We start from the raw sequence: 24646 nt of genomic DNA on the forward strand, positions 1-24646 counted from the left end.
AAAAGGTTCAACTGGACAAATTGCGAGGTGAACCTTGAAAATATAAAACTGAAGTTTTTAAGATGGAAGCGGGAAGCTAGAAGCTGGATGTTAACGATCTTCCAGCCAGGTAAAAAAATTATGTGATTTCTCTTTATTGATTAATAATTTTTCGGGAGTCTCAATCGTTAATTTCACATAGATTTTTCGTTGAAAATAATGCTCCATTTCTTTGATTGCACTGAAATTTATAATGTATTGTCGATTAACCCTGAAAAATTGTTTTTGAGAAACCTGTTCTGCAACTTGCCCCAGAGTTTGAGTAAGCTGAAACTGCTGTTTGTCAAAAGTCATTAGATGTGTGATCTCATTATGAATGAAAAAATATGCAATATTCTCCGTTGGAATTGTTGTATATTTTTGATTTTTAAAAACCAGAAAACTACTTTTCGCAGCCGTTTGAGGTTGTGCTATTTTCTGTAAAAGAGCTTCTAAGTCGGGAATTTCTGATTTCTGAAAAAATTTCTTTAATTCATCAACTTTCCGGAAAGCTTCGGCAATGTCGTCACGTGAAAATGGTTTTAAAACATAATCGATGCCTTTACTTTTAAAAGCATCCAACATGTATTGATCGAAAGCGGTACAAAAAACCACCGGACAAGTGATTTTCACCTGCTTGAAAATTTCAAAAGAAAGCCCGTCCGAAAGGTGAATGTCCATGAAAATTAAATCAGGCTTGATATCTTTTGACAAAGCTTCAACACTGCTTTCGATACTATCGTAAACGTCAATGATTTTGGCTTCGGGTTTTAATTCTAAAATCAAATTCTGCAGAGATTTTGCTGCTCGAAATTCGTCTTCAATAATGATTATATTCATGGATCAGGGGTAGTTTTATTTGAAATATTTTTTCGTCGTCAAGAATGTTGATTTCTTTTTCCAGAAGATGTTTGTAGCGCATATTTACATTATTTAAACCCACTCCCAAAGAATCTTCGGGAATCATTTTTCGTTGAATCGGGTTTTCAATAATGATTTTATCTTCGGCATTATAAATCTTAATGTTAAGAGGTTTGCTTTTCGAAACAATATTATGCTTAATACAATTTTCAACTAATAATTGCAATGTAAAAGGCGGAATTAATGTTTTTAAAACTTCATCATTCAATTCATTCGTAAATGTAATTCCTTCACCAAAACGCGCTTTTTGGAGAAAAAGATACGAATCCAGAATTTTCATTTCTTCCTTAACGGTGATAAGATCTAGCTTTCTGCTTTCCAACGTAAAACGATAAAAATCAGATAGTTTCATAATAAAATCAACAGTTTCAGAATCGTTGGTTTCTGCCATTGATTTTAGAGTATTCAAACTGTTAAAAAGAAAATGCGGATTGATCTGCTGTTTTAATAATTCAAATTGAGCGCCTAAATTATCGCTTTTTACTTTCTCCAATTCAAGCTGAACTTGCTGACCTGCGTAATTATTTTGAAGCAAAGTCAAAAACATATAGCAAACAAGGTTGATCAAAATCCCTCTAACCTCGACCATCAGCATGGTTGGACCAAAATTGATATGGGACAAAATAAGTTGTTGGATCCACGCCAGACCGAACATCACGACCATCCCAAAAGCCAAAACGACCAACAGTCTTGAATAAGAAATATTTTGTCTTCTTTTCCCCGAATTGCGGTTCAGCATATAGATATTGAGATACCACATAATGATTGAAAATGCAGCTGTTATCGCTGAATTCACGATCGCCTCCTCCCAATTGAAAGCATGGGAAGCGAGTTGTGGAACCGAAGATAATATTCCCAAAAACAGGGAACTTACCCAAATAACGGCTTGTGAAATTTTTATTTTTTGCTGTTGCATGAGAACTGCGAATTTTAAAGATGTTAAGTTAATATTTTTAAGTGATAATGCGGTTGCTTGTTCATAATTTGATTTTAACAAACAATCCGAAGCCGATTTCTCGACTCCAGATTGAAAACACTTCACTTTTACTATTGTTAAGGTCTTACGACAGGTTTGTAACTCATTATATATTTTATTCTTTCTTCTTTATTAGGTTGAAAATTTTCGGTTTTAGAAGAATTTTGTATTTGATAAGAAATATTTCCGATTTTATCTGTCTTAATGGTTTCTACGCTTAAAAGTTCACCAGTTATTGTTCCTCCGATATATTGTGGGTTTTCGTGATACTTCCATGTTACTAATTTTATCTCTGAACCCATTTTCAGTTGATTATTTTCATTTGATAATGATTCTAAAGCTTTTTGGTTTCCGTATAGAGCGGATGATGTTTCTTTTTTTGTATTTAATGATGTTGAAATGAATTTCAGATTTCCAGGATCAAAAACAACGCGTTTTAAATCTTTATCCGGTTCGTCAATTTTACAGGCAGTGAATAAAGTGCAAACTGACGTGATGATGAATAGTATTTTTTTCATTATTTCTGAAGGTTTTTAATTAATCTTTCTGTATTTACTTTCATTGGAACATCAAATAAGTATCCTGTTTTTTCAGCTAACTGACGGTGACAAGCGATACATGATTCTTTGGCAAACGAAGCCGTTTTTCCTGTCGGATGAAGATCTTTTCCTGAAAATTTTGCAAATCCCCAACCTTCCGTATCGGTATATTTTTTTGAATCTTTAACCATAAATTGAGCATTCACAAACTCTCCTGCTCTCACTTCTCCATCAGCTAATTTCTCCTGTTTCCAAACAGATTTTACAACAATGCTTCCGTTTGGCCAAGGGTGAAAATCTTCCGTTTCAATAGCTTTTACGGCAATATCATTTCCATAAATTACACGGATTGAATTATCGAAAAGCGTACTCATGCTGATGACTTTCCAGTTTTTATAATCATCTGTGTATTTTACTCCGTTTGGAGAAACCGGAAATTTCAAAGATGTGTTATTTTCTGAAATTTTGAAATTTTGATGAATATCTTTTAAGTCGCTTTTTACAGGAGCAACGCTGGATAACGAAAGAGTATATTTTTTAATCGTTTCAATATCTTTTGTGGTAATTTTTGCAGAAGGATGAATTAATGTATAATTGTGAAGCGGCATTTTTCCGCCTTGCATCATATTGAGAATTGCGTACATATTGCCTTTATGTTCGGCTGGAGAATCTGTCCATTCTGAGAAATTGAGAACTTCTCTCGCTCTTTTTACATCTTTATTCACCGCCCAAGAAATTGGAGCAATTTTATCATACCAACTCAGATTTTGTTGATTAGAATGACAATTAAAACATGAATTTTCCAGAATTGCGAGAACTTCGCGAGGTGCTTCGATCTTTTTTGCAACAGGTTTTCCCCCTAATGGCTTATTGAAAAGCTGTAAAACGACAAAGATTCCTAAAACCGCCAAAAATACAATGGCTATTGGTTTTGCGGTTCTTTTTTTCTTTATTGAGTCCATAATGATTTTATTTTTATGTCTCAAAAGTAGTTTGTTGAAGGATGTTTTGGAATCTGAAATTAGGTGAACCGGACAAATGAATAGGTGAAAATAGACATTTTGAGGGTTAAAAAAGAAGAAAGTTTGAAGCTGGATGCTGGAAGTTTAACGATGTGTAAAATCTTCACTCTTCCAGCTTCCTCTCTTCCTACCTACAGAACCATTCCGCCGTCAATCAGAATTTCGGTTCCTGTCATAAAACTTGCAATAGTATTGTCTGATAAATAGATGACTGCCTTTGCAACATCTTCTGCTGTTCCCATTTTTCTCAAAGGAATTGCATTAATTAGCCAATCATTAAGACCATCCAAAGTAGCTTCATCTAAGCCGGCTTTGGTCATGATTTCTGTTTTTGTAGGTCCTGGACTTACCATATTTACTCTTATCTTTCTTGGCGCAAGTTCTGCAGCTGCTGTTTTTGCAATAGAGTTTAAAGCAGCCTTACTTGCCTGATAAACCGAGCTGTTTGGTTTGTAAGTTGTTGCAACATTCGAAGATAAAAAGACAACGGATGCGCCATCATTTAACAGAGGAATAAATTTACTTAATGTGAAATATGCTCCTCTAAAATTAATATTCATTACTTGATCAAAGTTTTCAGGGTTCATGTTTTCAATTGATCCTAAAGTGCCTGTAATTCCGGCATTGATAAATAGGATGTCAACTTTTCCGTATCGATTTTCAACTTCTGTCTTTAAAGATTCAATATCTTCTAATTTTCCCTGATCGGCTACAAATGGAATTGCTCCCAATTCCTCTGCCGCTTTTTCAATCGCTTCTTTTCGTCTTCCTGTGACGATTACTTTTGCACCTTCTGCAATTAATTCTTTTGCGGTTGCATACCCGATTCCGCTGTTTCCACCAGTTATGATGGCTAGTTTGTTATTAAACTTTTTCATTTCTTTTAAAATTTTTTGACAAAGTTATTTCAAATTGATATAATTTTGTAACCAGTATCACAGAGTATATCAGTATCATCAATTATATCACGTAAATTTGCAGACATGGAAAGAGATCAAACCGAAGAGCTGAGAGCATTGCAGGACACCCTTTATTTCATTGGTGGAAAGTGGAGAATTCCTGTTATTAATGCCATTTGTAACGGCAACAAACGTTTCCGTGAAATTGAAAGAAGCATCCCCGGAATCACCACAAGAATGCTTTCAAAAGAGTTGAAAGATATGGAAATGAACAAACTGGTAAAACGAAATGTTTACCCCGATACGCCTGTTTTAATTGAATATGTTCCAACAGAATACTGCCGAACTTTTGGAAATATTATTGGAGAAATGATTAATTGGGGTAGGGAGCATAGGAGAGTGATTGTGGAGGATAAGATTTAGAATTAAACACAAATATTCACGAATTTTAAGCACAAATAACACAACTTTATTATATCAATAGGAACGGGCTTTAGCCCGTTTTCAATATAATATATAATCAATTGGCTTTAGCCAAAACATAAAATAATATTTAGCCTAGATTCTTCTAGAATGACAAACGAGATGTATATTTTTCTTTGTGGTTATTTGTGAAAAGTATTAGTGATTATTTGTGTTTAAAAACAAAAAAAGCCCCTTAAAAAAGGAGCTTTCATTTATAGTATATTCGGAAATTAAATTCCGTCAATAATTTCATTTAAAACTGTGCTTGGTCTCATTGCTTCATACGTTTTGTATGTATCAGTTTTGAAGTAACCATCAATGTTTTGAGGTTTACCTTGAGCTCCAATTAATTCAGCATTAATTACTTCTTTGTTTTCCTGCATTGCTTCTGCAACGGGAGCGAATTGTGCAGCCAATTCAGCGTCAGCGGTTTGATTTGCTAATGCTTCAGCCCAATACATTGCTAAATAGAAGTGAGAACCTCTGTTATCGATTTGTCCAACTTTTCTAGCAGGAGATTTATCTGTTGCTAAGAATTTAGCATTTGCTTCATCCAATGCATCCGCTAGAACCTGAGATTTTGTATTTCCTTGCGTTTGAGCTAAATGCTCTAAAGAAGCTTGTAAAGCCAAGAATTCACCTAGAGAATCCCATCTTAAATAACCTTCTTCCAAGAATTGTTCAACGTGTTTTGGAGCAGAACCTCCAGCACCTGTTTCGAACAAACCACCACCGTTCATTAATGGAACAATAGAAAGCATTTTTGCAGAAGTTCCAAGTTCAAGGATTGGGAAAAGATCTGTTAAATAATCTCTCAATACGTTTCCTGAAACAGAAATTGTATCTTTTCCTTCTCTTGCTCTTTGTAATGTTTCTGTCATTGCATCTTTAACATCAAGAATTTTAATGTCAAGTCCGTTTGTATCATGATCAGCTAAATATTTTTCAACTTTTTTGATCATTTCTCTGTCATGAGCTCTTCCTTTATCTAACCAGAAAATAGCTGGAGTTTCAGAAAGTCTTGCTCTGTTTACTGCTAATTTTACCCAATCCTGAATTGGAGCATCTTTAGTCTGACACATTCTGAAAATATCTCCGTTTTCTACTTTTTGAGAAAGAAGAACATTTCCAGTTTCATCCTGAACCTCAATTGTTCCTTCGGCTGTAGCTTGGAAAGTTTTGTCGTGAGATCCGTATTCTTCAGCTTTTTGAGCCATTAAACCAACGTTAGGAACTGAACCCATTGTTGTTGGATCTAATTTTCCATGTGCTTTCATATCATCAATTACAGACTGATAGAAACCTGCGTAAGAACGGTCCGGAATGATACAAACTGTATCTTCTTCTTTACCTTCTTTGTTCCACATTTTACCGCCACCTCTTACCAAAGCAGCCATAGATGCGTCAACGATGATGTCAGAAGGAACGTGGAAGTTTGTAATTCCTTTGTCAGAATTTACCATTGCCACTCTTGGTCCGTTTGCTAGAGCAGCTTCGATATCAGCTTTAATGTCAGCTTCCTGAGCATTTCCTTTAATTTTTTCGAAAAGATCTGCAAGACCGTTATTTGGATTAACATCTAAAGACTTGAAAGTCTCAGCATATTTAGTGAAAACATTTTTAAAGAAAGTTTCTACGATCGCCCCGAAAATAATAGGGTCAGAGATTTTCATCATCGTAGCCTTTAAGTGAGCAGAAAGAAGTACATTTCTGTTTTTAGCTTCTTCGATAGCATCCTGTACGAAAGCTTTCAAAGCGTTTAAATTCATTACAGAAGAATCGATAATTTCCCCAGCCTGAAGACCCGCGAAATCTTTTAATAAAGTTTCAGCACCGTCATTTCCTTTGAAAACGATTCTATATTTTGTAGCATTCTCAAGTGTAGTTGAAGTTTCAGTTCCGTAGAAATCTCCGTTATTCATGTGAGCAACGTCAGTTTTGCTGTCAGAAGCCCAGTCACCCATTCTGTGAGGGTTTGCTTTTGCGTAGTTTTTAACAGCTTTTGGAGCACGTCTGTCAGAGTTTCCTTCTCTTAACACAGGGTTTACAGCGCTTCCTAATACTTTAGCATATTTAGCTTTAATTGCTTTTTCTTCGTCATTTTTAGGTTCTGCAGGATAATTTGGAACTGCGAAACCTTTAGACTGTAATTCTGCAATAGCTGCATCCAATTGAGGTGCAGAAGCTGAAATATTGGGTAATTTGATAATGTTTGCATCCGGTTGAGTCGCCAATTGACCTAATTCTGCCAATGCATCACCGATCTTCTGATCATCTTTCAAAAATTCTGGGAAGTTTGCTAAGATTCTTCCTGCCAAAGAAATATCCGGAACTGCAATCTCAATATTTGCTGATTTTGTAAAAGCTTTTACAATCGGTAAAAACGAGTGTGTTGCCAACATTGGAGCCTCATCCGTAAGGGTGTAATAGATTTTTGATTTGTCTGACATTATACTGTTATTTATTATTTGAAATTTTAAGTTCCACAAATTTAGTTAAAATTTAATTTTTTTAGATTAATCCTAAATAAGAATTTCCACTTTAAGATTAATTTAACCTTTGTTTCATTAAAAAAGTTTTGATTTTCATTAAATTTGAAAAACCTTAAAAAATAAATTATGTCAAATATTACCTTAAAAGGAAACGCAGTAAACACAATAGGAACTTTACCGTCAGTTGGAACTACCATCAGAGATTTTGCTTTGGTAGATTCAGGTTTAAATGTAAAAACTCTTGAGAGCTTTGAAGGAAAGAAAAAAGTTTTCAATATTTTTCCAAGTATTGATACTCCGACTTGTGCGTCTTCTGCAAGAAAATTTAATGAAGAAGCTTCAAGTTTAGAAAATACTGTTGTAATCAATGTTTCTAAAGATTTACCGTTTGCATTAGGAAGATTCTGTGCTGCAGAAGGATTAAATAATGTTGAAACGCTTTCAGATTTCAGAAGCAGTTTCGGTGATGATAATGAATTAACGATCACAGATTCTCCATTGAAAGGACTTTTAAGTCGTGCTGTAATTGTAACTGATGCTGATAATAAAGTGGTTTACACAGAGCAGGTTTCAGAAATTGCTGATGAGCCAAATTATGATGCAGCTCTTTCAGCTTTAAAATAATTTAGAAATAATAATTTTTCTATGGAAAGCCTTGTGAAATATTTCGCAGGGCTTTTTCTGTGAAAATGATTCATCTATTAATTGTTTGTTAATTAATATTTTGAATTGTTTTATTGCGATTGTTGTATTTTATTTGTAAAAAAGATAGTTTTGCAAAAAACTAAATAATTAATGAAACAAATTTTCACATTTTTATCAACCCTAACGTTTGCATTAGGGTTCTCACAGGACGGGTTTTTAGATGCAACTTACGGCAATTCAGGATTTTATGTCCATAATAGTGGAGCTTACGGAAAATCTATTGAGATTGATGCCAATCAAAAAATGGTGATTGGAAGCTATGGTACGGATCGTACTTTTAAATTCTTTAGATTTAGTTCATCAAATCAATTAGATACTACTTTTGGAACAGGAGGTTCAACATCAATATCTTTAGGCGGAGAAAATGCTGTACTAAATGATATGAAAATACAGCCTGATGGAAAAATCGTAGCGGTAGGATATTGGGAAGATGCAGGAAGCGCAAACAGAAAAGATTTTATTGTTGTCAGATTAAATGCAGACGGAACACTGGATACTACTTTCAATGCAACAGGAAAGCTTACCATTGCATTTGGTACAAATGAGGATGTAGCAAATGCTGTTGCCATACAGAATGATGGTAAAATTCTTGTAGCCGGGCATTCTTTCACAGGATCTTTCAGAGATATTGCGATTGCAAGAATAAACGTAGACGGAACATTCGATAACACATTTGGAACCAACGGGAAGATTACAACAGATATTGCAGGAAATCATGATGCAGCCACTTGTATTGCTATAAATAGCGACGGTAAATTTGCAGTAGGCAGCTATACTTACGGAGCGGGATCATCAAATAATTTTGCTGATTTTGGTATTGCAAAATACAATGCAAATGGTTCTTTAGATACATCATTCAGTACAGATGGAAAGCATGTTGTGGTAATTGCTCCGTCATTTAATGACAAACCTGTTTCAATAGCATTTCAAAGTAATGGAAAAATCTTAATGGGTGGATCTGCATTGCTTTCAACTAGCACCAGAGATGACTTTGCCGTAGTAAGATTGAATGCTAACGGTACATTAGATACTTCTTTCAACACAGATGGTATTTTTACAACTGCCATAGGATCATCTGATGATACGGCTTATGCTATGAAATTGCTTTCAGACGGTAAAATTTTATTGGCAGGAACTATTAGTTCAGGATCTTATAATGATATAGGTTTAGTAAGAGTTACAAGTTCAGGTAATTTAGATGCAACTTTCGGAACCAACGGAAAAACGCAGCAGGGGTACGGTAACTTATCTGTTATTCAGGATATGGATATCATGAGTGACGGAAAAATAATGGTTTGTGGATCTGCGGGGACAACTAATATTTTTCTGTCAAGATTCAATGGGTCAACACCTTTGTCTTTAGGGACTAATGATTTGGTAGCAGACAAAAAAGAACTTTCTGTATATCCGAATCCTGTAAAAGATGTATTATATTCCGATCAGAAACTGGAAAACTTTGAGCTGTATTCTGCAAGTGGAAGTTTGATAAGATCCGGCAAAAATGAAAAGAGCATCAGCGTTCATGATCTTCCTAAAGGAGTGTATATGCTGAAAATTAAAAATAAAGATAAAAGCATAACAAAGAAAATAATTAAAAATTAATCATAAAAAAGCATCCTGAAAAGGGTGCTTTTTCTTATTATTGGAAATAAAACCTAAATTATGAATGCAGAAAAAGTTATCCCAATTTTAAGAATTTTTGATTATCAAAAAACAATAGAATTTTACATCGACTGGCTTGGATTTGAAATTGTTTGGGAGCATCATTTCGAAGACAATACTCCCGTTTATATGGAAGTTAAAAAAGGCAATATTATCTTTCATTTAAGCGAACATCACGGCGATGGAACTCCCGGAAGCCGCGTTTTCATCTGGGGTGAAGGTATCCCGGATTATCACAAAGAACTGATTGATAAAAAATACAAATACAACCGCCCCGGGTTGGAGAAAACCTTTTATGACGCTATTTCTTTCACAGTCGATGATCCTTTCGGAAATAAAATTATTTTTAATGAAAAGTTTGATGAAGAAAAGCATAAAAATTTAAATCTTTATTCAAACCATTAATTTGATTTAAACACAAACACAAACACAAACACAAACACACACAAATATTTTCACAAATAACCACAAACATCTGTGCAGATCTGTGAAATCTGTGGGAGAAAAAAATCAACACAAATTAATGATTCAACTCATTAAAATTTAATTATAAATAAAGCTAACTTTACACAATAAATGAAACGTTCCGGAACAGCAGATTTACCCCTTCACTATGGCAAAGTACCGCCATGGTTGTACGAGCGTATGTCGATTCTCGGACTTTCAATTATTGAAGTTATCTTGGCAGATTACGGAAAAGATGAAGTTCTTCGTCGACTTTCTGATCCATTTTGGTTCCAGAGTTTTGGTGCAGTAATGGGCATGGATTGGCATTCTTCAGGTATCACAACTTCTGTGATGGGCGCTTTGAAACGATCTATCAATCCAAATTCACAATCGCTAGGACTTTATATTTGTGGAGGAAAAGGCAAATTTTCCAGAGAAACACCTTCAGAATTACTTCAAATTGCTGATAAAACAGGCTTAAACGGAACCGAATTGGTAAAAGCCAGCAAACTTTCCGCAAAAGTTGATAATACGGCAATTCAGGATGGTTATCAATTGTATTTACACAACTTTATCGTATCAGACAATGGAAATTGGAGCGTTGTTCAACAAGGAATGCACGAATCAGATGGAACTGCAAGGCGCTATCATTGGCATTCTGAAAACATAAAATCCTTTATTGAAGAACCTCATACCGGAATTAATGGAATTTCGAGAGGAACAATTTTAAACTTAACGGACTCAGAAGCATCAGAAAACAGAAAAGGAATTTTAGATATTTCTCACACCGATTCTGCAGAAATTATGAGTGATTTTTCACGATTAATTCTTCCTAATCATCATGATGTTCAGGCTTCTGATGTAGATTTAAAACGTCTCGGAGCGCTTTTGTATGTAACCCGCGAACAGCAACCGCAGAATTTCGAAGATTTGTTATTATTAGAAGGTGTCGGACCTCGCACAATGCAATCTTTGGCTTTGGTAAGCGAAGTGATTCACGGTGCGCCTTCAAGATTCAAAGATCCTGCAAGATTTTCCTTTGCTCATGGCGGAAAAGACGGTCATCCGTTTCCTGTTCCGACGAATGTTTATGATGAAAGTATTCAAATTCTTAAATCAGGAATTGAAAAATCTAAGCTTGGAAATTCAGATAAATTAAAAACATTAAATAAGCTTCATCAAATCGTTGAAGCTACCGAAAAAGATTTTACCCCAGATTTCGATATTCAGGAAGTTATTGAAGAAGAAAGACAAAATTCTTGGCGTTTTGGTGGGAAAACTGTTTTTGGAGATGCCCAGAAACCCTCCAGTCCAAAATCAATTCAGCTTTCTTTGTTCTAATACTTTTTTCGACATAGGAAGCGGAGACGTTAAGAAAATTACAATTTAAGCCGTTAAAAAATTCCCACTGTTTGAGCGCGAGATAAACTCAAAATCGAAGAACAAATAATAAATTCGCGCGAGTTTTGGGGGATTTTAGGATTAAATTTTAATTTTTAGTCGGAGTTTCCAGTCTTGAACTTTTGGTTCTTTTGCTTCAAGGTAAAAGAACAGATAAATTATTATTTAAATTAATGTTTAATAATCCCTTCATCAATTCCAATAAAAATTCTATTTTTAAAACCTTAAAAAACATTGACTTGATGACAAACAAAGCCTTAGAAATCTGCTATGATTTCCCATTTTTCTTATCCGAGGAGCTTGAAGAAATATTTCTGGCTCATGAAAAAGTAGTTTTCCAGAAAGGAGATATTATTCTTGAAGAAGGAAAAACCGCCAACGAATATTATATTTTGGAGAAAGGTTTGGCTCGTTCGTTTGTCAATGATTTTAATGGAAATGATGTAACGACGCATTTTTTTGCGGAAAATGAGATCATTATTGAAGTTTCTTCACTCTTTCAAAGAATTCCGACACAGGAAAATATTGTCTGCATCACAGATTGTGAATGTTGGAAATTCGATTTTAATACTTTTCAGGAATTATTCCATAAAATTCCCAACCTCAGAGAATGGGGTAGAGCCTGGATGTCGCAGCAGCTTTTCATTTACAAACAACGTTCTGTGGAGATGTTTACTCTTTCTGCAACAAAGCGTTACCTTAATCTTTTAGAGCAGAAACCTCAGGTGGTACAATTTGCCCCTTTGAAGCAAATCGCTTCTTATCTGGGAGTTACAGATACTTCTTTAAGCAGAATTCGCAAAGAAATTGTTTCGCATCCAAAGAAAATTTAAATCTTGTCTTATGGCAAGTTGATTTTCGTAACGAGTTGGTAATTTTGGTTAAAAGTTTAACACTAAAAAAATTACAAAATGGAAATCAATCAAATTTATGTCAATCTTCCGGTTAAAGATGTTCAGAAAACGAGAGAATTTTGGACGAAATTAGGCTTTTCTATTAATGAACAATTTTCAGATGAAAAAGCAATTTGCGTAATAATGAAAACCGATCATATTTACACCATGTTTTTAAAAGAAGAATTTTTTCAAACATTTACAGACAGATCTATTGCAAACGGAGAAACAACTCAAACGCTCCTTGCAATCGGGGTAAACAGTCGTGAAGAAGTTGATAATATCGTAAAAACAGCTGTCGAAAACGGAGGTTCAACATACAGCGAACCGAGAGATCACGGTTGGATGTATCAAAGTGCTTTTTCAGATTTAAACGGACATCAATGGGAAATAATGTTTGCTGATATGTCTATGCTTCCGACAGAATAAAATTTCTAAAATTAAAACAAAACCTTAAAAAATTACAAAAATGAAAATCAATCAAATTTACGTTAACCTTCCGGTTAAGGATATTCAAAAAACGAAAGAATTCTGGACAAAACTTGGATTCTCGATCAACGAACAAATTACAGATGAGAGAGCAGTTTGCGTGATAATGAATGACAATACTTATGTCATGTTTTTAACGGAAGAACATTTCCAGACTTTTTCAGAAAGACCGGTTCCAAAAGGTGATACAACTCAGGTTTTGATTGCTATTGGGCTAGACAGCCGCGAAAAGGTTGATCAATTGGTAAATACTGCTGTCGAAAACGGAGCGTATCAACACGAAGAACCGCAGGATTACGGTTGGATGTATCACAATTCTTTCTGGGATATCAATGGACATGGCTGGAATGTCATGTTTTCAGATCCTTCTCAAATGCCAAAGGAGTAATTTTTTAATACATATTTCTCACAGATTTAGCTGATTTTAATTTCGCGTTTCCTATATAATATATGCGCAATCATCTGTGCAAATCTGTGAAATACGTGGTAAAAAATCAAAAAAAAAATCAAACAAAATGGACACACCAAAATCACCAAAATTAGACATCATCATCCCCGCATTTCGAGGTCACAGCCAAAGTTTCCTGATGATTCTTGACGGAATTTCAGAGGAAGATGCCCTAAAAAGAATTGAAGGCAGAACCAACCACATCATCTGGATGGTCGGGAACTTTCTCGATATGCGTTATGCTTTGGGATACGTTCTCGGACTTCAGGAAGAATTTGAATTCAAAGACCTTTTCTTTCAGGGAAAAGCATTGGATGAAAGCTTAAATTATCCGTCTTTACAGCAATTAAAAGAAGCTTTTCATAAAATTTCTCCACTTGTTTATCAAAAATTATTGGAAGCAACAGATGAAGAACTTGACAAAGCATTTCCAATGGGAATGAACATCGATTTTTTCCCTGAAACCGTTCTGAATTTCGTTGGAATGTGCATCGGTCGTGAAGATTATCTTTCCGGACAAATCGGATTAATGCGAAGAATCCTTGGTTATGAAGGAATGAAATATGATTTTGATAAAGATTTAAAATATTAACGATGAATCCGGTTGAAAAAGGTCACAAACAAGTCAATGGAATCAAGATGTATTACGAAATCTACGGTTCGGGAAAACCTTTGGTGCTGATTCATGGCGGAGGTGGTTCGATTTTATTTGATTATAAAGAAGTCATCACAAGATTAGAAAACAAGTTTCAATTAATTGGAATTGATCTTCAAAACCACGGAATGTCCGAACATCGCGATATTCCCGAAACTTTCGAACAGGACGCTCATGATGTTGCTGCTCTTTTGAAAGAATTAAATATAGAAAAAGCCTCATTTTGGGGTTTCAGCAATGGCGGAAACACCGTTATGCAGGTTGCTCATCTTTATCCTGAACTTGTTGATAAATTGATCGTTGCTTCTGCATTTTACAAGAGAAGTGGAATGATGGACGGTTTTTTTGAAGGAATGATGGATGCAACTTTGGAGTCAATGCCCGAACCTTTGAAAATTAATTTTCTAAACTTAAATCCGGACTTTTCAGCGCTCGAAAATATGTTCGATAAAGACAGCAAAAGAATGCAGATTTTCGAAGACTGGAGCGAAGATATTTTAAAAGGTATAAAATCTCCGACTTTATTTATTTCTGGTGATAAAGATGTAATGAAACCAGAACATATCGTTGAAATGTGGCGTTTGGTAAAAGGTTCTCAATTAATGATTCTTCCCGCAACCCACGGTTCTTATATGATGGCTGATTTTGGAGGAAATGTTGACAAGAGTTTAATTGATTTTACAGCCTATGAAGTTGAGAAATTTTTAAATCAATAATTCATTTAAGGTTAAAATAGATTCTTCCTTCGTCAGAATGACAAACTACACGTTCAACCTTCGCTGAGTGAAACGCCTTTGCGAACGAAAAATATTCTCAATCAATTAAAAAAAAACTTTGCGCTCTTTGCGTTAAAATAAAACACTAACAACACAAATTCTTTGCACAAATTTTCACAAATCTTTGTTAGTGTTATTCGTGAAAAATATTAGTGATGATTTGTGTTTAAATAAAAACAAAAAACAACTTTAAAAAATAAAATATCATGGCTAAATTAAATCCGTACTTAAATTTTGATGGAAAAGCAGAAGAAGCTTTCACTTTTTATAAATCTGTTTTCGGTGGAGAATTTCTAGGTGAAATTCATAAAATGGGAAATGCTCCCGGAACTGAAAATTTATCAGACGAAGAAAAAAACAGAGTAATGCACATCGCGCTTCCGGTTGGTGGAGATTTACTGATGGCATCAGACATTGTTCCAAGTTTTGGACAAAAACTGAATGTTGGAAACAACAATTATGTGTCAATTTTCCCTGAATCTAAAGAGGAAGCTGACAGACTTTTCAAAGGACTTTCAGAAGGCGGAAATGTAGAAATGCCAATTGAAGATCAGTTTTGGGGAGACTATTTTGGCAGCTTTCAGGATAAATTCGGTGTTCATTGGATGGTGAACTATAATGCAGAATACACAAAATAATCTTATATTTAAACTAAATTACAAAAGGGCTGCTAAACTTTAGCCGCCCTTTCAATACATCATTAAAAAATACAATTTATGGAACCTATTAAGATTGATATTACGATTTTAGAACCTGTTCAGAAGGTTTGGGATTATTATAACGGTCCAAAACATATCACCAAATGGAATTTTGCTCACGAATCTTGGCAATGCCCAAGTGCTGAAAATGATTTAAGAGTTGGAGGAAAATTCAAAAGCAGAATGGAAGCAAAAGACGGAAGTTTTGGGTTTGATTTTGAAGGAATTTATGATGAAGTAATTCCAAACGAGAGAATAAAATACCATTTGGAAGATGGACGAAATGTAGACATCGTTTTTGATAAAATTGATGAAAATACAACGAAAGTTAAGATAAACTTCGAGCCTGAAAAGCAAAATTCTGTGGAAATGCAAAGAGATGGATGGTACGCCATCCTGAACAATTTTCATAAATACGTTGAAAACAATTAAATAACTTTTTGAGCATCATGATAAACTTGATAATAATGGCGAAATGTTTAAGCTCTATTTGTATGGTTAATCATGTTGTGGAAGGAGATTTTTTACGAGGTATTATTGCAATGCCCGCAAGAAGAGCTTTGGAAAAAGAGAAAATAAATTCTTTAGAAAAACTATCAGATTATTCTGAAAAAGAAATTATGCAATTGCATGGTTTCGGAAAAAATGCGATGGAAAAACTTAAAATTTATATGAAAGAAAATCATGTTTCTTTTAAAAATAATTAAGACTAAACTCACAGTTTGTCATTCTGACGAAGGAAGAATCTCAACTTATAATCTTAAAAACTTAACAGAATATTAATTGTTTTTAAGCATTAAGAGATTGCTTCGCTTCGCTCGCAATGACGATCAACCCTAAATTTAAAACTATATGAACAAGGATATTTTCCCATGCCTTTGGTATGACGGAGATGCAAAAGAATCAGCAGAATTTTACTGTAATATATTTGGAGGAAAGATTACAGCAGATACTCCTGTTGTGATGAATATTGATCTTTTTGGTCAAAAAATAATGCTTTTGAACGGAGGCCCTCAGTTTAAGAAAAATGCTTCAGTTTCGTTTATGGTGATTTGTGAAACGGAAGATGAGGTTCAGAAATACTGGGATCAGTTAATAGATGGCGGAATGGCTTTGATGGCTTTAGATTCTTATTCATGGAGCAAAAAATATGGTTGGCTTAAAGATAAATATGATGTTACCTGGCAGATATTTTTAGGTGAAAAACAAAGTGAACAGAAAATTATTCCGACTTTGATGTTTATTCATGAAAATAATGGAAAAGCGGAGGAAGCCATGGAACTATATACCAGTACTTTTCCAAACTCTAAAATTGGAAATATTCTAAGATATGGAGATGGTAGCGAAGGTCACCCAAGTCCGGAACCTACGAAAAATATTCAACATGCTCATTTTGAAATTGATGGTTACAGTTTCTTTTGTATGGATAATTCTTACGATCATCAATTCGATTTCAATGAAGGGATTTCAATGGTTGTCATGACTGATGATCAGGAACAAACAGATAAATATTGGAATACGTTGACGTCTGATGGAGGTAGAGAAAGTATGTGCGGTTGGTTGAAAGATAAGTATGGTTTTAGCTGGCAAATTGTTCCAAAAAAGTTGATCCAATTGATGAGCGATCCTGATCAGACTAAAGCTCAAAAAGTAGTTCAGGCTATGATGAGAATGCAGAAAATTATCATTAAAGATTTGGAAGAAGCTTATAATTCTTAAAGATATTTTGATTTATTATTTAATGTGAAACCTAAAATTTAAAATCATGAATAATAATATTTTTCCATGTTTTCTCTACGAGAAAGACGCAAAAAAAGCAGCCGATTTTTATTGTAAAGTATTTGATGCAAAAATTGTTGTGGAAACAGAATTTGTCGTTGATCTTGATATTTTCGGACAAAAATTAATGCTTCTAAATGGTCCTAAAGTTGAAAAAAACGCATCAGTTTCTTTTCTGGTTAATTGTGAATCTGAAGATGAGGTTCAGAAGTACTGGAATCAGTTATTGGATGGTGGAACGGTTTTGATGGCTTTAAACTCTTATCCATGGAGCGAAAAATATGGCTGGATTAGTGACCAATATGGAGTTTCCTGGCAAATCATGTTACGTGAAAAAGCTGTTGAGCAAAAAATAATTCCAACGTTGATGTTCGTAAATAAAAACAATGGAAAAGCAATGGAGGCTATGGAATTTTACGCCAAAGTTTTCCCAAACTCCAAGATTGAAGGTATTTTAAAGTATAAAGATGGAGGTTCAGCGAATGAAAATCCTGAAAATGTTCAGCACGCTCATTTTGTCATTAATGGCTATACTTTAGCCTGTATGGATTCTTCTTATGACCACAAATTTGATTTCAACGAAGGATATTCTTTGGTTGTGATGACCGATGATCAGGAAGAAACAGATTATTTTTGGAATCATCTTACAGCAGATGGAGGTGAAGAAAGCGTATGCGGATGGTTAAAGGATAAATACGGTTTCAGTTGGCAGATTACTCCAAAAAGACTGATTCAACTAATCAACGATCCAGATAAAGAAAAAGCTCAGAAAGCCATGCAGGCGATGATGAAGATGAAGAAAATTATTCTAAAAGATATAGAAGAAGCTTATAATTCTTAAACTTTTTTCGGCTTGTTGTTTGATATTGTTTAGAGAAAAGATTTGCTTATGAAGACACAGAACAAGTCAAGATCTAAATCAAAAGTGCCTAAAGATGGGTTATTTCCTGAAATTATTCGTGAAAATTATTTAGGAAGTAAAAAACTCCTCAACAAAAAGGCGATAATTTCTGGAGGTGATAGTGGAATCGGGCAGGCAGTTGCAGTTCATTTTGCAAGAGAAGGAGCAGATGTTGCGATTATTTATAAAGAAAGCGATAAAGATGCCAAGGAAACTCAAAAACTGGTAGAAAAAGAAGGACGAAAGTGTATCTTACTTAAAGGTGATATTGCTAAAAAAGCATTCAAGACCAAATGTTTAGAGAAGATTAAAAAAGATTGGAAAACTCTCGATATTCTGGTTAATAATGCCGGAATTCAGTTTCCCGAAAATAGTATTGAAAAGATTTCTGACGAACAGATTCAGGAAACTTTTAATGTGAATATTATTTCGATGATTGCCTTAACCAGAGATTTTTTATCATTAATGAAAAGCGGGGGAAGAATCATCTGTACAACCTCTGTTACAGCATATCGGGGAAGTGATCATTTGATTGATTATTCGGCTACGAAAGGCGCAATTGCTACTTTCATACGATCATTGGCAACCAATCTTGCGGAGAAAAAAATTCTGGTTAATGGAGTTGCTCCAGGCCCGATTTGGACGCCTTTGGTAAAAGAAACTTTCGATGATTTATCAACTTTTGGAAAAGATAATCCATTGAAAAGAGCAGGTCAGCCCTCAGAAGTGGCTCCGGCTTATGTTTTTCTGGCCTCAGAAGATTCAAGTTTTATTACTGGAGAAATTATTCATATTAATGGTGGAGATTTTGTGGGAGGATAAAATTAATTCAGAAAGTAAGACGGTATTTTGTATAATTAAAAAAATAAATGAAATAGCTTAAAATAATGGAAAAATTATCATTTGAAATTGAAATAAATGCATCGCCCGAAAAAGTATGGGACGTACTTTGGGGCGAAATAACATACAGACAATGGACGACTGCTTTTACCGAAGGCTCTTTTTATCAGGGAACTTTAGAAGAGGGAAGTATTGTGAAATTTTTTGACCCGAATAACAACGGAATGTACAGTCAGGTTGAAAAAAATATTCCTCATAAAGAAATGAAATTCTTACATCTTGGAGAAATTTATGATGGAATTGAAGTCCCAAAAGATTGGGGAGAAGCAACAGAAGCTTATATTTTAGAAGAAAATGAAGATGGCACAAAATTGAAAAGTGAAATTCAGACACCTGCAGAGTTTAAAGGATTTTTTGAAGATAAATTTCCAAAAGCTTTGGGAATTGTGAAAAATCTTTCGGAGAATCAACTTTAGTTTTAAACACAAATTTCATTAATGATTTTCACAATTAGCACAAATAATTGAGTGCTATAATTTGTGTTATTCGTGCTTAAAAATTTGTGTTATTAGTATTTAGTCAAAATCAAATCACAAAAATTAAAAATATGGAAACATTATCATACGAAACAGTAATCAATGCCCCGAAACAAAAAGTTTGGGACGTTCTTTGGAACCCGGAAACTTATGGTCAGTGGACACAATTCTTCAATCCTAATTCTCAGTCTCAAATGAAATCTGATTGGAAAGTAGGAGGGAAAACCTATTTTCTGGACATGAATAATGAAGGAATGGTTTCTACAATCGACAGTTTAGAAGAACCAAATCAAATTGTTTTTAAACATTTAGGAATGGTTGACAAAAACGGGGTAGAAGATACCGAAAGCATGGAAGTCAAGCAATGGAGCGGATGTTTTGAAAAATATATTCTCATTGATTTTGATGGTAAAACAAAACTTCATGCAGAAGTTCAAATTGAAAAAGAGTGGCAGGATCACATCAACAACGGTTTTATAAAAGGTTTGGAAATTGTGAAAAATCTTGCTGAAGACAATTAATTATGAATTAAATAGTTTTCTCCCACAGATTACACAGATTTGCACAGATGTTTGCGTTACATTTATACAATAAAAAAATATGCGCAACCATTTGTGCAATCTGTGGGAATCAAAATAAAAAAACATGAAACTATTAACAATCCTTTTCGCGACGTTCATTTTAGCTTTGATAGGAACAAAACTCTATCAAGGAGATTGGAATTTCTTATTTTCAGGAAATCTGGGAATGGCGGTTTTCATTATTTTCACGGGATTTGCTCATTTTAAATTCCAAAAAGGAATGGCGATGATGATCCCAGATTTTGTTCCTGCAAAAATGTTTTTGGTTTATTTTACCGGAATTATTGAAATTGCGGACGGAATTGGATTAATGATTCCGTCGATTCGAGAAATAACGGCAATCTTATTAATAATTTTCTTGGTTTTAGTTTTCTTAGCGAATATTAATTCATCACAGAAAAATGTAAACCTTTTCAAAGGGGATTATTCAGGTCCCGGAATGAGTTATCTTTATAAAGAAAGACTTCCGATGCAGATTATTTTAATCGCCTGGACTTGGTATTTTGGGATTTATTTACATTAAAATTTAAAAATCAGTATAAATGGACGGATTGCAGTTTGCTTTCCGTTTTTTTTATTTATTTTCACAAAATAGCGAATTGTTTGTAACGTTTTACCTTATTTAATTGTCTTATAAAGAAGCATCAATTTTTTAATTGAAGTGAATTAAAATTCCAAAACCAAATCAAAATATGAGTTATGAATCTGAATTCTAAAATTTTAACTACCGCTCACATTGTAATATCTGCGATTATGATCAATGCACAAAGTACATCGGCAAAGCTGCCGGGCGATCCTACATTAGTCTCTTCCAAGGCTACTTTAGACAAACTTATCTCTTATGATAAAGGGAATTTTAAATATAAAGTTGAAGATTATTTTGCGAGGCCAAAAGCTTCTCAATTTAAACTTTCGCCGGACGGACAATACCTTTCTTATAAGGAAAAAGATAAAGACATGAAAAATCATGTCTATGTAAAAGATTTAAAAACAGGAAAAGTTACCAAAGCTCTCGAAGAAAAAGATGACTTGATTAAAAGTTATGGCTGGCTAAACAAAAAACGACTGTTTTACACTCAGGATAAGGGCGGAAATGAAAATCTTCATTTGTACGCTGCCGATGTAGACGGTAAAAACCTTAAAGATCTTACGCCTTTTGATGGGGTGAAAATTGGTTCTGCAAACATTATAAAGGACACTGATTTTGCTGTTGTTACGATGAATAAAAACAATAAGCAGATCTTTGAACCATTTAAAATCAATTTTGTTACAGGGGAAATGACTCAATTATTTGAGAATAAAGATCCTAAAAACCCGATTGACGATTATCTTTTTGATAAAGAAGGAAATTTAAGAGGGTATACTGTTCTTGAAAACGGTTTGACAACAAAAACCTATTATAAAGACCTGCAGACTGGGAAATTTAATCTTCTTAAATCAACGGATTGGAAAGATACATTCAATGTTATGAGGTTTAATGACAATTCAAAGAACAAAGACGAGGCGTATGTTGTAACGAATTTGGATAGTGATAAATCGAGAATTGTTCTGTATGATTTAAAGAAAAATACAGTAATTAAAGAAGTTTATTCTAATCCTACATTTGATGTAAGTTCAGTTAGTGTTGCAGGAAAAAACAGAAATTACGAGCTTGATTATATCAGTTATAACGGAATTAAAAATGAAACGATTCCTGTAAGTAATTTTTACAAAGAAGTTGATGCTAAATTAAAATCAGAATTTGGAGACAAGCAATTTTATGTAGTTTCTTCTGATGATAACGATTCTAAGCTTTTAGTCGTTGTTGACAGCGATAAATTATACGGGAAATATTACGAATACGATACTAAGACAAAGAATATAAAACTTCTTCTTGACCTGATGCCTCAATTAAAAGAAGAGGATATGGCCGAAATGAGACCAATAGAATTCAAAAGCAGAGATGGATTGACAATTCATGGGTATATCACATTACCAAAAGCTGCTGTGGATGGCAAAAAAGTTCCTTTGATTGTAAATCCTCACGGAGGTCCGCAAGGAATCAGAGATAGTTGGGGGTTCAATCCTGAGACGCAATTGTTTGCAAGTCGAGGATATGCGACTTTGCAGGTTAATTTTAGAATTTCAGGAGGTTATGGAAAAGAATTTCAAAATTCCGGATACAAGCAAATCGGTAGAAAAGCAATGGATGACGTAGAAGATGGAGTGAAATACGCGATAGAACAAGGTTGGGTTGATAAAGATAAAGTGGCAATTTACGGTGGAAGCCACGGAGGTTATGCTACTTTGATGGGATTAATTAAAACTCCGGACTTATATTCTTGTGGAGTTGATTATGTCGGCGTTTCAAATATTTTCACATTCTTCGATTCTTTCCCGGAATACTGGAAGCCGTACAAAGAAATGGTAAAACAAATCTGGTATGATTTGGATAATCCTGAAGAAGCGAAAATAGCTAAAGAAGTTTCGCCTGTTTTTCAGATTGATAAAATCAAGAAACCTTTATTTGTCGTTCAGGGAGCGAATGATCCAAGAGTGAACATCAATGAATCAGATCAAATTGTAAAAGCATTAAGAAACAAAGGTTTTGAAGTTCCCTACATGGTAAAATACGATGAAGGTCACGGATTCGGAAAAGAAAAAAACAGGATTGAATTATATCAATCGATGTTAGGTTTCTTTGCTGAAAACTTTAATAAATAAAATATTCAAATTTTTATAATTAATTGAACGGAGGGCATTTTTGTCTTCCGTTTTTTTGTTTTAAACACGAATATCACTAATGATTTTCACAAATGACACGATGAATTATTTGTGTTTTTAGTGTGAAAATTTGTGTTATTCGTGTTTATCTAAAACGTAATGATTACAAAATAAAAATAATTAAAACCCCGATCAACAAAAGAAAACCAGAATTTCAGAAAAAATATTTTAAATTTATTAAAGTAAAACAAAAAGATCGATCGTCATAGCAATATGGAGATTGTCGAAAAAATAACAATGCCGCAAAAAGAGAAAGAAAGTATCATCTCACAAACCGTTTCAAAGTACGGAGGAAAGCTGATGTCTTACATTCGTCCCAAAGTGAAAAATACGGAAGATGCGGAAGATATTTTGCAAGAGGTTTGGTATCAGTTCAGTAGCATTACGAATCTTTCCGAGATTGTAAATGTTGGTGGATGGCTTTATAGAGTGACGGCGAATAAGATCACGGACAAATACCGTAAAAAGAAGACCGAGAATCTTGAAGATTTTGTATATGAAGATGAAGACGGAAGTTTTTCAATAAAAGATATTCTTTTGCTGGATGAAAGTGCGGGACCGGAAGTGAAAATGTTTCAGGATGAAATTTGGAAAAAGCTTTTTGAAGCATTGGATGAACTTCCCGAAAAACAAAGATTGGTTTATGTTGAAAACGAGCTAAACGACAAAACCCTCCAGGAAATAGCCGATGAACAAGGCGAAAACATTAAAACAATTATCAGTCGAAAAAACTATGCTGTGAAGCATCTGAGAAACAGATTGAGAAAATTATACGAAGATTTAAATAGTTAGTAAAAAGAAAGTTATGAATCATAATAAACACAAAAAAGGCTGGATTTTTTTATTCTTATGTCCGCCATTAATCTTACTGGGAGTTACATGGATCGTCATGTCTCTTTGGAATTGTCTGCTTCCTGATATTTTAGGAGTGAAATCGATTACTTATTGGCAGGCAATGGGAATTTTGATCTTAAGTAAAATACTTTTTGGCGGTTTCCATTTTGGAAAAGGAATGAGAGATTTTAAAGAGAAAAAAATGATGCGAGACAGAATGATGAGTTTATCTCCTGAAGAAAGAGAAAAATTCAAAGAAGTTTGGAAAGACAGATGCTCAGGCGGATTCTTTAACCGAAATAACAGAACAAACGAATAATAAAAAATTTTAGAAGTAGTAAAGTAAAATTGAAACTTATTCGTCTATATAAAAAACAAGAAGTAGTAAAATTTAAAATTTTGAAAAAATGAAAAATTCAGTATTAAAAGGAGCTCTAGGAGCATTAGCCGTTGTTGGTGTAGCGTTAATCGCTAAAAAAATGGCAGACAGAAAAAGATTTGTAAAAGGTATTTTTAACGAATACGGAATCAAGGAAAGATCTCCATTTGGTCTTGCAGACAAGATCAGAGAAATGGACGAAGAACAATATCAGGAACTGAAAGGGAAATTCAAAAAAGAATTCGCTTCAAGATGCCACCACAGAAGATTTGAAAGAAAAGAAGACATTGCGGAAGCATAATAATAGAAAGTAACTAAATTGAAATTGTTTAATTTCGGCGCGGGAAGCAGAGCTTCCCGCGCCGAAATATTTTCATATAATCACATGAAGCGAAGCGACGTGGCAATCTCAAAAAATATTCTCAATTATTTAAAACTTCCAGCCTCTCTCTTCCTACTTCCCTCTTTTTTAGAAGCTATTTCCCGCTCTCCGTACTCGCTATTTTCTGGGTTTCGGGGGGGGGGTT

Annotated in this window: 29 protein-coding genes; 23 read left to right on the plus strand and 6 right to left on the minus strand. The window is 34.2% G+C overall.

Going from position 1 to position 24646, the window contains the following annotated elements:
* Positions 1–90: 90 nt before the first annotated feature.
* The 5 genes from AC1Q7L_RS00795 to AC1Q7L_RS00815 form a co-directional block, all read right to left on the minus strand.
* Entirely contained in the window at positions 91–858 is a 768-nt protein-coding gene (locus tag AC1Q7L_RS00795) for a LytR/AlgR family response regulator transcription factor (RefSeq protein WP_492305817.1), read from the minus strand.
* A complete protein-coding gene (locus AC1Q7L_RS00800; RefSeq protein ID WP_492305816.1) occupies positions 839–1855 on the minus strand; it encodes a sensor histidine kinase in 1017 nt (338 codons plus the stop codon). The genes AC1Q7L_RS00795 and AC1Q7L_RS00800 overlap by 20 nt, the downstream gene beginning before the upstream one ends.
* Positions 1856–1992: 137 nt before the next feature.
* Positions 1993–2433, minus strand: coding sequence for a hypothetical protein (locus AC1Q7L_RS00805; RefSeq protein WP_492305815.1), 441 nt, complete (start codon positions 2431–2433; stop codon positions 1993–1995).
* Positions 2433–3416, minus strand: coding sequence for a heme-binding domain-containing protein (locus tag AC1Q7L_RS00810; RefSeq protein WP_492305814.1), 984 nt, complete (start codon positions 3414–3416; stop codon positions 2433–2435). The genes AC1Q7L_RS00805 and AC1Q7L_RS00810 overlap by 1 nt, the downstream gene beginning before the upstream one ends.
* A gap of 191 nt (positions 3417–3607) precedes the next feature.
* Positions 3608–4354: an SDR family oxidoreductase gene (locus AC1Q7L_RS00815; RefSeq protein WP_492305813.1), complete on the minus strand. Its 747-nt coding sequence runs from the start codon at positions 4352–4354 to the stop codon at positions 3608–3610.
* A gap of 105 nt (positions 4355–4459) precedes the next feature.
* Here AC1Q7L_RS00815 and AC1Q7L_RS00820 point away from each other — a divergent pair, with 105 nt between their 5' ends.
* Entirely contained in the window at positions 4460–4798 is a 339-nt protein-coding gene (locus AC1Q7L_RS00820) for a winged helix-turn-helix transcriptional regulator (protein ID WP_492305812.1), read from the plus strand.
* A gap of 272 nt (positions 4799–5070) precedes the next feature.
* Here the strand turns inward: AC1Q7L_RS00820 and AC1Q7L_RS00825 are convergent, their stop codons facing one another.
* Positions 5071–7290, minus strand: coding sequence for an NADP-dependent isocitrate dehydrogenase (locus AC1Q7L_RS00825; RefSeq protein ID WP_492305811.1), 2220 nt, complete (start codon positions 7288–7290; stop codon positions 5071–5073).
* Positions 7291–7458: 168 nt separating this feature from the next.
* Here AC1Q7L_RS00825 and tpx point away from each other — a divergent pair, with 168 nt between their 5' ends.
* The 22 genes from tpx (at position 7459) to AC1Q7L_RS00935 (ending at position 24420) form a co-directional block, all read left to right on the plus strand.
* Positions 7459–7956 (plus strand): thiol peroxidase, encoded by a 498-nt coding sequence (tpx, locus tag AC1Q7L_RS00830; protein WP_410690999.1) that lies wholly within the window; start codon positions 7459–7461, stop codon positions 7954–7956.
* 171 nt (positions 7957–8127) lie between these two features.
* Entirely contained in the window at positions 8128–9639 is a 1512-nt protein-coding gene (locus AC1Q7L_RS00835; protein WP_492305810.1) for a T9SS type A sorting domain-containing protein, read from the plus strand.
* Between the two features lie 60 nt (positions 9640–9699).
* The gene (locus AC1Q7L_RS00840) at positions 9700–10104 is read left to right on the plus strand and encodes a glyoxalase superfamily protein (protein WP_492305809.1); all 405 of its coding nucleotides are present in this window, start codon (positions 9700–9702) and stop codon (positions 10102–10104) included.
* A 171-nt stretch (positions 10105–10275) separates the two neighbouring features.
* On the plus strand, positions 10276–11487 hold the full coding sequence (locus tag AC1Q7L_RS00845; protein WP_492305808.1) for a DUF763 domain-containing protein: 1212 nt from the start codon (positions 10276–10278) through the stop codon (positions 11485–11487).
* Positions 11488–11789: 302 nt separating this feature from the next.
* Complete coding sequence (locus AC1Q7L_RS00850; RefSeq protein ID WP_066757414.1) at positions 11790–12380, plus strand: Crp/Fnr family transcriptional regulator; 591 nt, start codon at positions 11790–11792, stop codon at positions 12378–12380.
* Positions 12381–12458: 78 nt separating this feature from the next.
* On the plus strand, positions 12459–12869 hold the full coding sequence (locus AC1Q7L_RS00855) for a VOC family protein (RefSeq protein ID WP_492305807.1): 411 nt from the start codon (positions 12459–12461) through the stop codon (positions 12867–12869).
* 40 nt (positions 12870–12909) lie between these two features.
* A complete protein-coding gene (locus tag AC1Q7L_RS00860) occupies positions 12910–13317 on the plus strand; it encodes a VOC family protein (protein WP_492305806.1) in 408 nt (135 codons plus the stop codon).
* Positions 13318–13444: 127 nt separating this feature from the next.
* Entirely contained in the window at positions 13445–13969 is a 525-nt protein-coding gene (locus tag AC1Q7L_RS00865) for a DinB family protein (RefSeq protein WP_492305805.1), read from the plus strand.
* 2 nt (positions 13970–13971) lie between these two features.
* Positions 13972–14748 carry an alpha/beta fold hydrolase gene (locus tag AC1Q7L_RS00870; RefSeq protein WP_492305804.1) on the plus strand — a complete coding sequence of 259 codons (777 nt, stop codon included), beginning with the start codon at positions 13972–13974 and terminating at the stop codon, positions 14746–14748.
* 266 nt (positions 14749–15014) lie between these two features.
* Complete coding sequence (locus AC1Q7L_RS00875; RefSeq protein WP_410690991.1) at positions 15015–15446, plus strand: VOC family protein; 432 nt, start codon at positions 15015–15017, stop codon at positions 15444–15446.
* A gap of 78 nt (positions 15447–15524) precedes the next feature.
* Positions 15525–15938 carry an SRPBCC family protein gene (locus tag AC1Q7L_RS00880; RefSeq protein WP_410690990.1) on the plus strand — a complete coding sequence of 138 codons (414 nt, stop codon included), beginning with the start codon at positions 15525–15527 and terminating at the stop codon, positions 15936–15938.
* Positions 15939–15973: 35 nt separating this feature from the next.
* Positions 15974–16213 carry a helix-hairpin-helix domain-containing protein gene (locus AC1Q7L_RS00885; RefSeq protein WP_492305803.1) on the plus strand — a complete coding sequence of 80 codons (240 nt, stop codon included), beginning with the start codon at positions 15974–15976 and terminating at the stop codon, positions 16211–16213.
* A 145-nt stretch (positions 16214–16358) separates the two neighbouring features.
* Positions 16359–17225, plus strand: coding sequence for a VOC family protein (locus AC1Q7L_RS00890; RefSeq protein WP_492305802.1), 867 nt, complete (start codon positions 16359–16361; stop codon positions 17223–17225).
* Between the two features lie 46 nt (positions 17226–17271).
* Complete coding sequence (locus AC1Q7L_RS00895; protein ID WP_492305801.1) at positions 17272–18126, plus strand: VOC family protein; 855 nt, start codon at positions 17272–17274, stop codon at positions 18124–18126.
* A gap of 48 nt (positions 18127–18174) precedes the next feature.
* Entirely contained in the window at positions 18175–19008 is an 834-nt protein-coding gene (locus tag AC1Q7L_RS00900) for an SDR family oxidoreductase (protein ID WP_492305800.1), read from the plus strand.
* Positions 19009–19073: 65 nt separating this feature from the next.
* Positions 19074–19502: an SRPBCC family protein gene (locus tag AC1Q7L_RS00905; protein WP_492305799.1), complete on the plus strand. Its 429-nt coding sequence runs from the start codon at positions 19074–19076 to the stop codon at positions 19500–19502.
* 131 nt (positions 19503–19633) lie between these two features.
* Positions 19634–20083, plus strand: coding sequence for an SRPBCC family protein (locus AC1Q7L_RS00910; RefSeq protein WP_492305798.1), 450 nt, complete (start codon positions 19634–19636; stop codon positions 20081–20083).
* Positions 20084–20207: 124 nt separating this feature from the next.
* Positions 20208–20666 carry a DoxX family protein gene (locus AC1Q7L_RS00915; protein ID WP_492305797.1) on the plus strand — a complete coding sequence of 153 codons (459 nt, stop codon included), beginning with the start codon at positions 20208–20210 and terminating at the stop codon, positions 20664–20666.
* A gap of 176 nt (positions 20667–20842) precedes the next feature.
* A complete protein-coding gene (locus tag AC1Q7L_RS00920) occupies positions 20843–22846 on the plus strand; it encodes an alpha/beta hydrolase family protein (protein ID WP_492305796.1) in 2004 nt (667 codons plus the stop codon).
* Between the two features lie 297 nt (positions 22847–23143).
* Positions 23144–23698 carry an RNA polymerase sigma factor gene (locus tag AC1Q7L_RS00925; RefSeq protein ID WP_228394307.1) on the plus strand — a complete coding sequence of 185 codons (555 nt, stop codon included), beginning with the start codon at positions 23144–23146 and terminating at the stop codon, positions 23696–23698.
* A gap of 13 nt (positions 23699–23711) precedes the next feature.
* Complete coding sequence (locus AC1Q7L_RS00930) at positions 23712–24059, plus strand: hypothetical protein (RefSeq protein WP_410690972.1); 348 nt, start codon at positions 23712–23714, stop codon at positions 24057–24059.
* Between the two features lie 88 nt (positions 24060–24147).
* Positions 24148–24420 carry a hypothetical protein gene (locus AC1Q7L_RS00935; protein ID WP_410690971.1) on the plus strand — a complete coding sequence of 91 codons (273 nt, stop codon included), beginning with the start codon at positions 24148–24150 and terminating at the stop codon, positions 24418–24420.
* The last annotated feature ends 226 nt before the right edge of the window (positions 24421–24646 follow it).

The sequence above is a fragment of the Chryseobacterium sp. GW823-FHT05E08 genome (genome assembly GCF_058795655.1).